We start from the raw sequence: 14,180 nt of genomic DNA on the forward strand, positions 1-14,180 counted from the left end.
TAAGGAATAACGATGGCGAGCTGGTATCCCCTGATTAAACACTTTCACTTGCTGACCGTTGCGCTGACGATTTTTCTGTTTTTGCTGCGCTTCTACTGGCAAACCACCGGCTCAGCGATGCTGCAACGCCGCTGGGTGCGCATTGCGCCGCACGTTAACGACACCTTTTTGCTGTTAAGCGGTGCGCTGCTGGTGACGATTACGCATTTTTATCCGTTCACACCGCAAGGAAGCTGGCTGACGGAGAAGCTGTTAGCGGTTATTATCTACATCGCCTTAGGTTCCGTGGCATTGAGCCGTCGCCCACGTAAAATGGGGACACGTTGGATCGCCTTCCTGATTGCAATCGTAGCGTTGCTGTTTGTGATTAAGCTGGCGATGACCAAAATGCCGTTATTGGGGATTGTATGACCTCGCCAGAGCAACTCGATTATAGTAAAACACCGCTGAGTGAAGCGGTGATTGGCGCCACATGCGCCATACGCAATGATTTTTCCGCGCCTTCTGTGCAACAACAGTTGGCGGCGCTGGTAGATGAAGCCCGTGAGTTTGTCAGCAGCGAGCAGGACGCCGATTTGCAGCTGGGTAAGCTGCTGGAGCTGTTCTATCGTCAGTGGGGATTTGGCGGCGCCAGCGGCGTCTACAATCTCTCCGACGCGCTGTGGATCGACAAAGTCTTGAAGAGCCGTCAGGGCACGGCGGTGTCGCTGGGCGTGATCCTGCTGCACATCGCCGATGAGCTGGAATTGCCGCTGATGCCGGTGATTTTCCCGACACAGCTGATTCTGCGTGCCGACTGGTTAGATGGCGAAATGTGGCTGATCAACCCGTTCAACGGCGAAACGCTGGATACGCATACGCTGGAAGTGTGGCTGAAAGGCAACATCAGCCCAACCGCCAAGCTGTATAACGACGATCTCGACGAAGCTAAGACCATCAACGTGATGCGCAAGATGCTCGACACCTTGAAATCCGCGCTGATGGAAGAGAAGCAGATGGAGCTGGCGCTGAACGTCAGCAAAGTGCTGCTGCAGATCGATCCTGACGATCCTTACGAGATTCGCGACCGTGGTTTGATTTACGCGCAATTAGAGTGTGAACACATCGCGCTGAATGATTTGACCTATTTCGTTGAACAGTGTCCTGAAGATCCGGTCAGCGAGATGATTAAAGTGCAGATTCACGCAATTGAACAGAAACAGGTAACGCTGCACTAAGCGTTACCCGATAAAAGGAAAGGAAAGGGCATGACACAGAAAGTAGTGAATATCGGCGATATCAAGGTCGCAAACGATCTGCCATTCGTTCTCTTCGGCGGCATGAACGTGCTGGAATCGCGCGATCTCGCCATGCGCATCTGCGAACACTACGTTGAGGTCACCGACAAACTCGGGATCCCTTACGTATTCAAAGCCTCTTTTGATAAAGCGAACCGCTCTTCAATCAAATCCTATCGTGGTCCTGGCCTGGAAGAGGGCATGAAGATTTTCCAGGAGCTGAAGCAGGCTTTCGGCGTGAAAATCATCACCGATGTGCATGAAGCATCGCAGGCGCAGCCGGTGGCTGACGTGGTTGATGTGATTCAGCTGCCGGCTTTCCTCGCTCGTCAGACCGATTTGGTGGAAGCGATGGCGAAAACCGGCGCGGTAATCAACGTCAAGAAGCCCCAGTTTGTTAGCCCAGGCCAGATAGGTAACATCTACGACAAATTCGTCGAAGGCGGCAACGATCAGGTTATCCTGTGCGATCGCGGCAGCAACTTCGGCTATGACAACCTGGTTGTCGATATGCTCGGCTTCAACGTGATGAAGAACGTCACCCAAAATAGCCCAGTGATCTTCGACGTTACCCACGCGCTGCAAACGCGCGATCCGTTCGGCGCTGCGTCTGGCGGTCGTCGTGCGCAGGTCGCCGAGCTGGCGCGTGCCGGCATGGCGGTTGGCATTGCTGGCCTGTTCATCGAAGCGCACCCAGAGCCAAACAGCGCCAAATGCGACGGTCCATCCGCGCTGCCGCTGGATAAGCTGGAACCCTTCCTGGTGCAGATGAAAGCAATCGACGATCTGGTGAAGAGCTTCCCAGAGCTGGATACCAGCAACTGATTGTTTTTAAATATGAAAAAGGCGCCGATGGCGCCTTTTTTATTGGCTGGTCGCCATTAATGGCGATCCTACAACATGCACGATTTCCGTAAGGTTGGCATTTATGCCGACCGCTAGTCTCACAGCATAATCGTCAACAAATACCCGGCAAACAGCGCCAGATGCGCGGCACCGTTCAACACGTTGGTGCGGCCCGTTGAGAACGAGATGTGGCACAGGATCAGCACGGCGCTCATGATCACCATCTGCGGTGGCTCAAGGCCGAACACCAATTGCTGGTCGGTCAGGGTAGCGATGATGGTCACTGCAGGCACCGTCAGTGAAATGGTCGCCAGTACCGAACCGAAGAACAGATTCATTGCGCGCTGGACCTGATTCATCAGTACCGCTTTGATTGCACCTAAACCTTCCGGCGACAGGATCAACAGCGCCACCAGGAAGCCGGTGAACTGCGCCGGGGCGTTCAGTTCTGTCAGCAGACTCTCCAGCGGATTGGCGTTCATCTTGGTCACGGTAATCACCGCAATTAGATGCACGATCAGCCATGCGGTGTGCCACAACGAGCTGTGCGCAGAAGGCTTACCGTGGTGCGGATCGTCGCCATCATCTTCATGCTCATAAACGAACAGGCTTTGGTGGGTTTTGGTTTGAATCAGCAGGAATACGCCGTACATGGCCGCAGAAATCGCCGCGATGATCAGCGCCTGCGTAGTCGTGAAGTTACCGCCAGGTAACGCATTGGGGAACACCAGTACCAGAATCGCCAGCGGGAAAATGGCGATCATGTACTGTTTTACGCCCGCCAGATTAACGTACTGCGTGGCAAACTTGCGTCCGCCCAGCAGCAGGGCAAAGCCGACTAAACCGGCGGTCACAATCATGATGATCGAGTAGAGCGTGTCGCGCATTAGCGCGGGCGCGGCATCGCCGGTGGCCATCAGCGCGGAGATCAGACTCACTTCAAGTATGACGACGGAAAGACTGAGAATCAGCGATCCATAAGGTTCGCCTAAACGGTGTGCCAGCACGTCGGCGTGACGCACCACGCTGAAGGCGCTAAACAGAATGGCAACTAATGCCAACAGGTTGATGCCGATAACCGGCAGAAGCGCTGTCTGGTTGCCGAAGAAGCTCAGCACCGCCAGCGCAGCAACGGGGAAAATCAGTGAGTACTCGGTATGGCGGGTTTTCTCATGTCCAGGCATTTACCATCCTCTCCGGAAAAAGTACAAAGCAGGCAATCATTGCCTGATAAATATAATGAGTTTTCTGACGTAACGCAGTGTAACTTTTCATCAGCTGTGCTGCTGTGACTTTACGCGATTTTACCAAAAGCGTTTATTATGCATAACACGGCAAAAGAGTGTGTTATCGCTGGATTAACGCCTGTATTCATTATGTTGCATGAGTCACTCACCCAATTAAAGATGAGATTGGTCTGGTTAATCGTCGTATAGGGTGAAGTTTATGAAGGTTTAAACCTGTTTTACGCCATCTGCCAGTGAAAGTACCAGTTTGCGTTTTGACCCAGATGATCCAGACTTAAACCCTGGGTATGAAACAGGAGGAAATATGCCTTATTCATCAAACAAAGAGCTGCCAGACAGCGTGCGTCATGTCCTGCCGGCTCACGCACAAACCATCTATCAAAAGGCCTTTAACAGCGCCTGGGACCAATACAAAGATCCCGACGACCGGCGTGGCGATGAGTCGCGCGAAGAGGTGGCACACAAAGTCGCCTGGGCAGCAGTCAAGCATGAGTACTCAAAAGGTGACGATGAAAAGTGGCACCCTAAAAACTAGTTTGTCTTGCGGGCCGGTGCGGCCCGCCTCGCACTTTTCCCTTCGCCATTCAAGTTCCTCACCAGGCAGCCGATGCTATTTACACAGAATTTCCCTTTTGTGATCGGGGTCAATCTTGAATGTTTTGTTAAAAATGAATTAATGTCTTCTCTTAAGACGATGCAATGAGCGTCGCCTGTAGACATCAGTTTTGAGGAACCACACCGGCAAGATGTCAGCGTAGTAGAGGAGACCACAGTGTTAACGCGGGAATTTTTGTTAAAAGCAGATTGTAAAACATCGTTTGGCGATATTGATGAAGCGCTGTTCTGGAGCTGTGAAAAGCGTGCGGCATCGCTGTCCGCGACGCTGGCCTGTCGTCCTGACCAAAGCCCGGTGTGGATTTTTGGCTACGGCTCGCTGATGTGGAATCCCATTTTTGAAGCGGCCGAAGTGGCACCGGGTCGTTTAGAGGGCTGGCACCGTGCGTTTTGCCTGCGTCTAATTGCCGGTCGCGGCACCGTAACCGCGCCTGGCCGCATGCTGGCGCTGAAAGAGGGCGGTTCCACCAGCGGACTGGCGTTCCGCTTACCGGAATCGCGTTTGCATGATGAGCTGGAGCTGCTGTGGAAGCGTGAAATGATTACTGGCTGCTATCTGCCAACCTGGTGTGAACTGGAGCTGGAGGATGGACGCAACGTTACCGCGCTGGTGTTTATCATGGATCCACGTCATCCGCTGTATGAAACCGATTCCTGCCGCAGCACCATTGCGCCGTTGATTGCCCAGGCCAGCGGTCCGCTCGGCACCAACGCACAATACCTCTACGCGCTGGAGCAGGAGCTAGGCAAACGTGGCATGCAGGAAGCGGCATTGACGCGCCTGGCAGCAGATGTCAGAGCGCTGCAGAGTCATTCGGCAGCGCGCTGATACGGATTACTGCGCCGGATTAATCAGCCAGGTTCCCGGCTTATCGATGGTCAGCGATTGGCTATGCACCTGGTTGCCGTTACGCACCTCAATGCGATAGTTCCCCGCCGCCAGATTCAGTGAAGCGAATCCGCTGGAGGAGGGCTTCACATCGCGTGCTTCGCCATTCAGCATCACATTCTCACCCGCCTGCAAACGCAGATAAACCGTCGCCACCGTCGGTGCGCTGCTCGCTACACTGTTGCCTGCTGCGGCAGCAGGCGCAGCGGGAGCGGTGCTGGCGGCAACCGGCGGTGCTTCGCTGTGATGATTCGCTTTCCAAACCACCACCACAACCGCCAGCACCGCAATCGCAGCGGCCACCACTAAACCTGGCGACAAACGACGCACGTTGCGCGGCGTCAAAGGTTCAACGGTGGCAGCGGCATGATTGACGGCCAACACTTGCGGTTCCGGCGTTGCAACACTCGGCTCCACCGGCACAACCGGCTCAGCCACGAGCGGAATAGTGGTGGAGAGCGCTTCGACATCGCTGACCGGCAGATCGATCAAGCTGGCAAAGGCATCAATGCTTTGCGGACGATCTGCTGGCTTCATGGCTAACGCGCAGTCAATGGCGTGCAGCAGCGGCAGCGAATAGCCTTCCGGCTTGCGCTCCACCAGCGGCTGATAGTTATCCTCTATGCAGCGCACCACGCTCACCGGCGGTGCATGGCCGGTGATCAGGTTGTGCAGCACTGCGCCTAGCGCATAGATATCGGTCCACGGACCTTGCTCTATTTCGCCTTCTTCGCTGTACTGCTCAATCGGCGCAAAGCCGGGCTTCAGCATGATCTCGGTTTCATCCGAGAGATTGCCGATCTCTTTGCGCGCCGAGCCAAAATCAAGCAGCACCGGCAGCTGGTTTTCCTGAATCTGGATGTTATCCAGCGAGATATCGCGATGCAGATAACCGGCGGCGTGGATAGTATCAATGGCGCCAAACAGAGGCGGTAGCAGACGACGGATCCAGCTCTCGTCAATGCTGTCCGGACTGGTGATCTGCCACTCTTTCAGCGTCATGCCGCTGTAATAGAGCGTGCCCATGTAGGCGGTGCCGTTCTCTTCCCAGAAGCGCAACACGTGTAGCAAGCCGGGATGATTGAAGCGTGCCAGCAGGCGCGCCTCCTGAATAAAGCTATTACGACCGGCGGTAAACAGCTTATGGAAACGCTCTCCGCGCAGTTCCAGCGACATATCCGCCGCACGCACCGCCAACGAGACGGGCATGTACTCTTTGATCGCGATGGTGCGTTCCAGCTGATGGTCCCAGGCACGATAAACAATGCCGAAGCCGCCGCCGCCAATCACTTCCTTGATTTCAAATTCATTAAACCGGTAGCCCGCAGGGAGGGCGTTAGGTGTATGGTTTTCGTTTGCCGACATAGTGAACTCTCTGAACACGTCCTGTAGCGCCCCGTCATCACGATGACGGCAGGCAACGACCGCTAATTAATTAATGTTACGCCAGGCACCAATCGCCGGATCGGCGAGATCCGCATGCAGGGTGTCAATCAGTAACACAGTCACTTTTTGCTGTGGCATAAATTGCGGCGACCAAACGCCGCGTAACGTCTCAACCCGCTTTTTCAGCACATCGCTGCCCTGATCGGCGGTTTTGTCCATCTTCACCAGTAGTGTGCCGCTAAAACGCCACACATGCTGTTGTGCATCAAACGGCAGCACTAACCAGCTATCATCGGCATCCGGACGCGTAACAATCATGCGCTGGTTATTCACCGAGACCACTTCCAGCGGCGGACCGCTCATTTTCAAATCTGCAATCGGGTAGCCCTGATAGAAGTTCAGCGCCAGATTATGGGTTTTGCCAGCGCTCATCAGCGTCATTTCGCTCGGGCCTTCCAGCCAGCCTTCGGTGGAGCAGTGCTGATTCGGGTTATCCGGGATAAACAGCGATTCGCCTTTGTCATCCCACCAGGTACGGAAATGGCAGCCGCCCGGCAAGGCAAAGTGCTGCAGCGGCGTGCTATCCGCCGGGCGCGAGAGATCGAGCGGCGCGGCGTTGCTGGTGGTGGCGCTGGCGGTGGCATCGTTCAGCACGATCGGGCGCCAGTTCTGTAATTTGGCCGCGCTGCCGTTAGCCAGCACGCTGCCCTCTTTATTGGTCATCTGCCACGGCAGTTCATCCAGCAGGCCGCACTGATTCGCCAGCAGCGTACCGACGCGCGGCAGGAAGCTGGTCAGAATGCTGGAGTCGGTGCTTTTGCCCGAGACGATGCGCAGCGGCAGCGTCTCTTTGCACCAGTCGTTGGGCGCTTTGCTCGCCACGTCATCAATGTAGACTTCTAATGACAGGCTCGGGGAATACACCACGCGATAATCTTCTGCCTGCGCATTTACGGCCAGCAACAGGGTTGCGAAGCCCGTCAACCACACTTTCATAAGCATCCTTGGATCAATAACGTGACGGCAGAAAACGTGCCGCATCGGCCTGGGAATAAAGCAGCGTCGCTTCCTGCGGTTCGCCAATCCAGACGGCCAGAGCGCTGAGATTGTCGCTTTTAACACTGCGGTTAACGGCTTGTTCCATCAAAGTCAGCCACTCTTCGCAGGCATTCACCATGCGCAGGGCCAGTTCCATTTCGTGGGTGGTGAGATTGAGCCAGAATCCATCGCTGCAAACCAGAAACGCATCGCCATCGGCCAGCGTAATCACCTCGCTAAAAGTGGCCGGACGGGCAGGCTCAACACCGAGCGCATTATAGAGTAAATTACTGTTAATGCCGGTATTTTCATAGCCCGCCTCGCGTAACTGCTGGGCCAGACTGTGGTCACGCGTCACCTGATTTAGCACCCCATGACGGAAGTGATAAACCCGGCTGTCGCCAGCGTGCGCCCACCATGCGCGCTGTTTTTCGCGGTCGATAAACAGCGCGGCGAGCGTGGTGCTCATACGTGAAAAATTCGGATTGTTTCCCTGTGCCTCAATCAGCACCTGCTGGCAGTGTTCGATGGCGGCGCGCGTGCTTTCAGGGGTGAACGTCGCACTGTGCTGCAGCTGCGTTAGCAGCGTATCGCGCACCAGCTGCGCGGCGATATCACCGCCAGGCAAACCGGCGACGCCGTCACACACCAGAAAACAGGCTTTGTGATCGTCCAGCTCGACGCCGGTACGATCCTGATTTTCGTCGCGCATGCCTTGCTGGCAGCGGCTGGCAAACATCATCTTCATGCGTCTTCGGTCCGCGTTTGAGAATCTTTGTATTGATTCACTTCCATATCATAGGCATGCAGGAAGGCTTCGCCGAACAGCGTATGGAAGTCATCCTCAATTTCGCCAGCGGTACGTTGATAGTGGCGTGAGAAGTAATCCCACAGCGCCGCTTTGCGTCCGGTGCTGAACGCCATTTTGGGTAGCACGCCATCTTTGCGTGCTTCTTCTTCTAAGCGCTGCGGGTTAAACGACTGCAGCATGGCGGCAATAATGGCGCGGATACCGGCAATCATGCCGAGCTGATGCGCCTGCAAATCCACCAGCGCATCGCGCACCGCCGGTTCCGGCGGCATAAAGCCCGGCATCTGGCTTTGATACATCTGCATCAATACGGTTTTACCGGACGGCAGAATTTTGAACGGGTTATTCGCCTCATTGAGAATCATCGTCATGTCGGCTTTCACGCCGCGCTTGAGGATCGAGCGCGAGGAGAGCAGGGCGACGGTGCCTTGCGAAAACAGGCTCAGCATGCGACCGGTTACGCGCATCTGCTCTTCGGTGATGGTGGTTTGATGGCCGTTGTTGAGCCCCATCCCTTCCAGCAGCGCGGCAATCAGTTTGTCCTGAGAGACGCCCGGCAACGTGGCGGGCAGCGTCGGCGCATCGCTTTGCGGATCAATCGCCAGACGCGGATCGTTGCGGCGCTCCTGACGCGCAACCGGCTCGGGAATCACTTCCGACTCCTGCATCATACCGAGCGGGTCGTCGCTGCTGTCGGCAAAGAACGCCAGCGGATCGTCCTGGCGGGCTTTCAGGTTGTTAGGGTCGCGGACTTCGAGCCCATACTCACCGATTTGCAGCGTGTCGCCATCCTGCAACGCCACTTGCGAGCCGCGTTGCAACGCGACGCCGTTCAATACCACCGACGTGACGCTGCCCTGATTGGTCAGGCGGCACTCGCCCTCCGGCGAAAGGTGCACCAGCGCCTGCAGACGCGATATGGCGCGCGATTCGTCAGGCAGCACCAGATCGTTATCCTGACTGCGGCCGATGGTGCCGCCGGGCGGTTTAAAGGCTACCGTCTTGGCGGGCACATCCGTATTGCACTGCACAATGGTAAATTGCATGAGTCATCCCGTTAACAAGGCAAACGCCACGGCCTATTCAAACATCGGTGGATAGAGGCCGTTGCGGCCCGGCTGTGCACCAGACGCCGGGTTAAACAATAATGAAAAAAGTTGCGCAGTCAGCGGGCCACTGTGTTTGTGGGTGGCATGGCTAAAACCGTCACTGCGATTACTCCACCAGTAGCTCATGTGCTGCTGCGGATCGAATCTGTCAGCCACTTCACGCCAGCTCAGCGTGCAGGGTAAATCATCAAAACCAATCACATCCATGATGTCGCTGCGCTGCGTATCCGGCACCAGCAGCGGCGACAGGCGCTGCATCTGCTGCTCCAGCGCATCGGGATTGAGTCGATCGCGCACCGCGTGCAGCAGCAACGCGCCCAGCTCCTGGAACCAGTCACCGGACATCGCCAGCTGCGCGCTGTGCCAGTGGCTCAGCGGGAAGCTGCGCAGCGCCAGGAGCGGCCAGCTGCGGCCCACGCGATCGCAAGACGGCAGCAGGCAGCCCATCTGCACCTGCTGACGCAGCGGCGAAAGCGGTAACACAAAATTCCACACCGGCGCACGTAAAAACTGTGCGGTGCTGGCATCGGCTTGCTGATGCCAGTGCAGTAATCCTTGCTGAAACCAGTGGCTCCAAGGCGTCACGGTATTTTCGCTCAGACGCTGGCGCAAAAAATCGCCGGTGGCCGGTAACTTGCCGTACCAGCCCGGCGCAGTGTGTGTCGGCATGATTACCTCACCATTACTCACTGTGTCTGGTCAATCGCTGCGAAACAACGTGCGGCGCAATCGCCAGCGTGTTGCTGCTGTCACCGGCATTTTTCAGATTCTCCGCAAGCTTGCGCATCATCAACGCATTGTCACGCGCATACGGCGAAGACTGAATTTGCTGATCCAGCAGCTGGCTCAGATGCCAGTCGAGCTGCTGCAAATCGCGCGCGCTGACATCATCCGGCAGCGTGCGCTGCAGGTTTTGCATCAGCCAGCCACGCAGAAACTCGCCGTCATAATTGCGCGGCTGATAGAGCATCTGATAAGCCCGCAGCGCATTGCGACTGTACTCGTTATCGGTGCCAGGATCGTCACGCAGCAAATTGGTGATCTGCTGCGCCACGCGCGGCAGCAGTAAAGACTTAAGCGCATTTTGATAAAGCGCCCACGCCGCATCGCTGACCTGGTTGCCGCGATACAGCCCAACGCGCATGGTAAGCGGTGGATTGTCGAGGGAAAAACGCTCGGAGAGCGGCAGTTTCACCAGGTTATTTAAGAAGGGTAGCAGATCAAAAATATTATCGGCGGGCTGATGGATCACCTGCTGACTCTGGGTGGTGATCGGCGCGAGGCGTTCGGCAACCTGGTCCAGATAACGCTGATTCTGAATATAGCTGGTGAGCCACAAACAGGAGAGCAGCAGCAGCGCGCCGGTCAGCACGCCATAACCGATCCAGTGGAACAGGCGGTTGCGGTATTCCCAATGGCGATTGCTGCCCGCCAGGCCGCTTTCGCGGAACACTAAATCGCTCAGCAAATCGCGGATAAAGAAACTTTGTCCTTTGTTGCCGGGGATCGGACTGCTGCGATCGACGCTATTCCACGCCGCGAGGCTGCTTTCGCCGGTATGCGGCAGCTGCAGCTTGCGGTTCAGCTCGCCCATGATGCGGTCAAACGGTAAACCTTCCTGCGTGCCGCTGGTGAAGAACAGGCCGCGCGCCGACCAGGCGATCGGCTCCTGATGGCTGGAAAACACCACATCGAGATACTCATTCAGCAGCGGACGCAACGAACTGAACTCTTGCGGGAACAGGAAGCTGTCGGCGCGCTGGGTGAGATCGCGCTCGCCAGCCATGACGTCGGCCAACTGCTGCTGTAAACGCTGCTCTAAGTGCTGATATTGCTGGCTGAAGCTGCGGTGCCAGTCGTCTTTATGCGGTTTGCCCGGTTCCCACGGGAAAGTGAAGCCCCAAATCGCATCGCGCTGCGGCTTGCTGAGCGTGCCGTAAAAACTCATAAACCCTTTCAGCAGGTCGGTTTTGGTCACCATCACATACACCGGGAAGTGAATGCCGGTGTGCTGATGCAGCTCCGCCATGCGTTCACGTAGCGCGCTGGCCTGCGCATGGCGCGCTTCGGCTGAATCGGTCAGCAGATCGGAGACGCTGATGGTCATGATCACGCCGTTGATCGGCTGACGGGTGCGATAGCGCTTTAGCAGATTGATAAAACTGTGCCACTCCGCGCCATCGCGCGCGCGTTGGCTCTCCTGCAACGCGTAACGTCCGGCGGTATCGATCAGCACCGCGCTGTCGGTGAACCACCAATCGCAGTGGCGCGTGCCGCCCACGCCGCGAATTGCCGCTTTGCCGAGGCTGTCAGTGAGCGGGAATTGCAGGCCAGCGTTGAGTAGTGCGGTAGTTTTACCGGCGCCCGGCGCGCCAATCATCACGTACCACGGCAGCTGATAAAGGTAGTGACTTTGAAAACGTGCCAGCCAGCTCTGCTGATGACGACGACCAAACTGGGTGCGCTTTAAACGCAGCGCTGCTTCACTGAAGCGCTGCGCCAGCAGGGTTTCGGTGGCCTGACGATCGGATAACTCTTCCTGGCTCATCTGCTGCAGACGGTTGAGCAACTTGCTATTAAACCAGCCGCGCCACAGTGCAGGAATAAACTGGAACAGCAGCCAGAGCAGATAGAGCAGACCCACCGCTAACTGGCGCGGCAATACCGGCTCGAGCGGGCGCGTATCGCCCCAGCTCCACAGCGGTCCGAGCATCCACAGCACGCAGCTCAATGCCGTGACGCCAATCAGGCTCCACAGCAGGCGATGGGTTAACAGATGTTGCAGTGATGCGCGCATCATTGGCCTCCCTGATGATTGCCGAGGGTTTCCGGTGTCACAAACAGGGTGATTTCCACCCGACGATTGCGGGCGCGGTTTTCATTACTGTCGTTCGGCAGCAGCGGATTGCTGTCGCCGCGACCTTCCGCTTTCACGCTGTGACCTTCCGCGAGCTGCGGATTAAGCAGCTGCATGATGGCGCGTGCGCGCGCAGAGGAGAATTCGTAGCTGGAGGCGAAACGGCCATCGACCGGGCTGTTATCGGTATACACCGACACCAAAACCGTGCCTTTAACGGTTTTCATTGCACTGGCGACATGCGCCAGCAGCGCCCGTCCCACCTGATTCACCACCGTGCCGTCGCTGGAGAACAGTTTGTCAGCGGGGATGATCACTTTGCTGCCGAACGCGCCGTCGCTCACTTCCAGCTGTCCGGCGGCAATCACATCATTCAGACGTTGATGCAGATCAAGCAGCGCTTGAGGGGAAGTAGGGCGACGTCCTGGCGTGATTTGTGGCAGCGGGGTTTGATAGATGGTGCGCAGCAGCGGTTCGGCGGCGTTGCCGAGTCGCCAGTTCAGCCCGCTGTAAATCAGGCTCGCCACCAGAGTGGCCAGGGTAACGCAGGCCCAAAGCGGCACCATCGGACGCGTCAGGGTGCTGACCAGCGGATGCACTTCCACCAGCGGCACCGCCGGATTGGCGCTCGCCGGGCGATGTTCCGTAATGAGTTGTGCCAGGCGTTTGCGGATGGCTTCACACTGCGCGCGGCCGCTGTCACTGCCGCGATAACGGCCTTCATAACCAAGCAGCAGGCAATAGTGGATCAGTTCCAGCAGCCACAGATGCTGCTGCGGGCTTTGCGATACGCGCGACAACAGCTGGAAAACTTTCTCTCCGCCCCAGCTTTCATTGTGAAAGGTGACCAGCATGCCGTTGCCGGACCACACGCCGCGCGTGCCCCACGGCGTTTGCGCTGCGGCTTCATCCAGTACGCTGCACAGGCAGTAGCGCGCGCCGATAATCATCTCAAAAGGTAAGCCCGCTTGTTTACAGCGTTGTTCGAATTGGCGGATCTCTTCGATCAGTAACTGGCGCAATCCGGCAGGATCGTCATGTGTCGCGGCCTGCCGTATACGTACCACGGCATTCAGGATGGGTGCTGCGGCATTAAGCAAAAGGTTATCATTGCCCGCGACAATGCCATCGCGAGCAAGGGAATCCTGAGTCATTAAATCTTGGTTATCCAGGCAAGGGCGAAAATCACAGCCCGCAGAGCAAACGCTTCTGCGGGCATTGTGCGCCGGATTGCATTATCAGTCTAAAATCCAGGTCGCGGTATCGTTAGTGCGACAAGCCTTGCTGGCGCCGCCAACGGCCACACAAACCTGTTTGCTGTTGCGGCGGGGGCGCGGACGATCGCTTCGAATGGTCGCGTCGTAACGGCTGCTCTCCACGCCCGCTTTCGGCGGAATATAGCCAATTAACTGGCCGTTAGGCTCATCAGCCACTGCCAGCCAGCTGTGTTCAACACGGCCGAGCACTTCAAACGGTTTGGCGTTATCAAGATAGCGCACTACTTTGCCACCATAATCAGGCGTGGTCATTACCGAGGCAGCATACAGCGCGCGATAACTCTCATTGACCGGCGTGAATTCGCCAGGTGCTGCCACCGCATGACGATGGACCAGTTGGACGCCATTCACTTCACTGGTTACCAGCGTGTCATCTGTAACGGGTGGCGGTGGCGCTTTGCAAGCAGCCAGACTTAATACCGCCAGCAACACAAGCACGAGACTCTTATTCACCATGATCCTCAAATTCCATCAGATTAGCTGCAGAGTAATCTGCGGCACGGGCCGTTAAGGCAGGCAGATTAAGCAGCGAGAAAGCCATCAAAAAAACAGACAGATTACAGAAAGATAGTGCTGAACTAAGTCTACCTAAGACTTTTGAGAATTCAAACCATTGCACCATGAGAAATCCCGTGCTAGCGGGCGAAAAAGCAGCGCAGGCCGATGATATAAAACACATAGTCACGGTGATAGATAAGCTGAGTTAATTTATTCGCTGCAGTTAACGATGCGAGGCAGCGCAACGGCATTTGGTCGCTGTTAGTACCAAACGAAAATGGTAAATAAGATTAATCTATTTGTATGAAGCAAAAAAGATTGCCTTGCGAA

14 protein-coding genes are annotated in these 14,180 nt (G+C 56.3%); 5 read left to right on the forward strand and 9 right to left on the reverse strand.

What is annotated here, in order from left to right; all coding sequences use genetic code 11:
- Window positions 1-12 precede the first annotated feature (12 nt).
- From MWH02_RS00235 to kdsA, 3 genes are read left to right on the forward strand one after another with little or no spacing between them, the layout of a single operon-like run.
- Complete coding sequence (locus MWH02_RS00235) at window positions 13-411, forward strand: SirB2 family protein (RefSeq protein ID WP_271459646.1); 399 nt, start codon at window positions 13-15, stop codon at window positions 409-411.
- Window positions 408-1,217, forward strand: a complete 810-nt coding sequence (gene sirB1, locus MWH02_RS00240) for an invasion regulator SirB1 (protein WP_101764113.1) — start codon at window positions 408-410, stop codon at window positions 1,215-1,217. The genes MWH02_RS00235 and sirB1 overlap by 4 nt, the downstream gene beginning before the upstream one ends.
- A 30-nt stretch (window positions 1,218-1,247) precedes the next feature.
- Complete coding sequence (gene kdsA, locus MWH02_RS00245; protein ID WP_271459647.1) at window positions 1,248-2,102, forward strand: 3-deoxy-8-phosphooctulonate synthase; 855 nt, start codon at window positions 1,248-1,250, stop codon at window positions 2,100-2,102.
- Window positions 2,103-2,221: 119 nt separating this feature from the next.
- Here kdsA and chaA read toward each other — a convergent pair whose 3' ends face one another.
- Window positions 2,222-3,307, reverse strand: coding sequence for a sodium-potassium/proton antiporter ChaA (gene chaA / locus MWH02_RS00250; protein WP_110866345.1), 1,086 nt, complete (start codon window positions 3,305-3,307; stop codon window positions 2,222-2,224).
- A gap of 367 nt (window positions 3,308-3,674) precedes the next feature.
- Between chaA and chaB the strand changes: the two genes are divergently transcribed.
- Together chaB and MWH02_RS00260 are read left to right on the forward strand one after the other, a co-directional pair.
- Window positions 3,675-3,905 (forward strand): putative cation transport regulator ChaB, encoded by a 231-nt coding sequence (gene chaB / locus MWH02_RS00255; RefSeq protein WP_271459648.1) that lies wholly within the window; start codon window positions 3,675-3,677, stop codon window positions 3,903-3,905.
- Window positions 3,906-4,142: 237 nt separating this feature from the next.
- A complete protein-coding gene (locus MWH02_RS00260) occupies window positions 4,143-4,814 on the forward strand; it encodes a gamma-glutamylcyclotransferase (RefSeq protein ID WP_168197458.1) in 672 nt (223 codons plus the stop codon).
- A gap of 6 nt (window positions 4,815-4,820) precedes the next feature.
- Here MWH02_RS00260 and MWH02_RS00265 read toward each other — a convergent pair whose 3' ends face one another.
- The 8 genes from MWH02_RS00265 to MWH02_RS00300 all read right to left on the reverse strand — a co-directional run bounded on the left by MWH02_RS00265 (window position 4,821) and on the right by MWH02_RS00300 (window position 13,808).
- The gene (locus tag MWH02_RS00265; RefSeq protein WP_271459649.1) at window positions 4,821-6,239 is read right to left on the reverse strand and encodes a serine/threonine protein kinase; all 1,419 of its coding nucleotides are present in this window, start codon (window positions 6,237-6,239) and stop codon (window positions 4,821-4,823) included.
- Window positions 6,240-6,305: 66 nt separating this feature from the next.
- The gene (locus MWH02_RS00270) at window positions 6,306-7,256 is read right to left on the reverse strand and encodes a hypothetical protein (RefSeq protein ID WP_110866342.1); all 951 of its coding nucleotides are present in this window, start codon (window positions 7,254-7,256) and stop codon (window positions 6,306-6,308) included.
- Window positions 7,257-7,269: 13 nt separating this feature from the next.
- Window positions 7,270-8,046, reverse strand: coding sequence for a PP2C family protein-serine/threonine phosphatase (locus tag MWH02_RS00275; protein WP_271459650.1), 777 nt, complete (start codon window positions 8,044-8,046; stop codon window positions 7,270-7,272).
- On the reverse strand, window positions 8,043-9,155 hold the full coding sequence (gene tagH / locus MWH02_RS00280) for a type VI secretion system-associated FHA domain protein TagH (protein ID WP_137385967.1): 1,113 nt from the start codon (window positions 9,153-9,155) through the stop codon (window positions 8,043-8,045). The genes MWH02_RS00275 and tagH overlap by 4 nt, the downstream gene beginning before the upstream one ends.
- Before the next feature lie 33 nt (window positions 9,156-9,188).
- Window positions 9,189-9,887: a type VI secretion system-associated protein TagF gene (gene tagF / locus MWH02_RS00285; protein ID WP_110866339.1), complete on the reverse strand. Its 699-nt coding sequence runs from the start codon at window positions 9,885-9,887 to the stop codon at window positions 9,189-9,191.
- 13 nt (window positions 9,888-9,900) lie between these two features.
- On the reverse strand, window positions 9,901-12,015 hold the full coding sequence (gene tssM / locus MWH02_RS00290) for a type VI secretion system membrane subunit TssM (RefSeq protein WP_101764123.1): 2,115 nt from the start codon (window positions 12,013-12,015) through the stop codon (window positions 9,901-9,903).
- Entirely contained in the window at window positions 12,015-13,229 is a 1,215-nt protein-coding gene (gene icmH / locus MWH02_RS00295; protein ID WP_101764124.1) for a type IVB secretion system protein IcmH/DotU, read from the reverse strand. Before icmH ends, tssM begins: the two co-directional genes overlap by 1 nt.
- Before the next feature lie 84 nt (window positions 13,230-13,313).
- The gene (locus tag MWH02_RS00300) at window positions 13,314-13,808 is read right to left on the reverse strand and encodes an SH3 domain-containing protein (RefSeq protein WP_192234148.1); all 495 of its coding nucleotides are present in this window, start codon (window positions 13,806-13,808) and stop codon (window positions 13,314-13,316) included.
- Window positions 13,809-14,180: the final 372 nt, after the last annotated feature.

This window comes from Pantoea leporis (assembly GCF_028048155.1).
GTDB lineage: Bacteria > Pseudomonadota > Gammaproteobacteria > Enterobacterales > Enterobacteriaceae > Pantoea > Pantoea leporis.

Excerpts from the sequence above, each read along its gene's own strand:
- MWH02_RS00235 (WP_271459646.1), top strand. The coding sequence starts at position 13 with ATGGCGAGCTGGTATCCCCTGATTAAACACTTTCACTTGCTGACCGTT.
- sirB1 (WP_101764113.1), top strand. The coding sequence starts at position 408 with ATGACCTCGCCAGAGCAACTCGATTATAGTAAAACACCGCTGAGTGAA.
- kdsA (WP_271459647.1), top strand. The coding sequence starts at position 1,248 with ATGACACAGAAAGTAGTGAATATCGGCGATATCAAGGTCGCAAACGAT.
- chaA (WP_110866345.1), bottom strand. The coding sequence starts at position 3,307 with ATGCCTGGACATGAGAAAACCCGCCATACCGAGTACTCACTGATTTTC.
- chaB (WP_271459648.1), top strand. The coding sequence starts at position 3,675 with ATGCCTTATTCATCAAACAAAGAGCTGCCAGACAGCGTGCGTCATGTC.
- MWH02_RS00265 (WP_271459649.1), bottom strand. The coding sequence starts at position 6,239 with ATGTCGGCAAACGAAAACCATACACCTAACGCCCTCCCTGCGGGCTAC.
- MWH02_RS00270 (WP_110866342.1), bottom strand. The coding sequence starts at position 7,256 with ATGAAAGTGTGGTTGACGGGCTTCGCAACCCTGTTGCTGGCCGTAAAT.
- MWH02_RS00275 (WP_271459650.1), bottom strand. The coding sequence starts at position 8,046 with ATGAAGATGATGTTTGCCAGCCGCTGCCAGCAAGGCATGCGCGACGAA.
- tagH (WP_137385967.1), bottom strand. The coding sequence starts at position 9,155 with ATGCAATTTACCATTGTGCAGTGCAATACGGATGTGCCCGCCAAGACG.
- tagF (WP_110866339.1), bottom strand. The coding sequence starts at position 9,887 with ATGCCGACACACACTGCGCCGGGCTGGTACGGCAAGTTACCGGCCACC.
- tssM (WP_101764123.1), bottom strand. The coding sequence starts at position 12,015 with ATGCGCGCATCACTGCAACATCTGTTAACCCATCGCCTGCTGTGGAGC.
- icmH (WP_101764124.1), bottom strand. The coding sequence starts at position 13,229 with ATGACTCAGGATTCCCTTGCTCGCGATGGCATTGTCGCGGGCAATGAT.
- MWH02_RS00300 (WP_192234148.1), bottom strand. The coding sequence starts at position 13,808 with ATGGTGAATAAGAGTCTCGTGCTTGTGTTGCTGGCGGTATTAAGTCTG.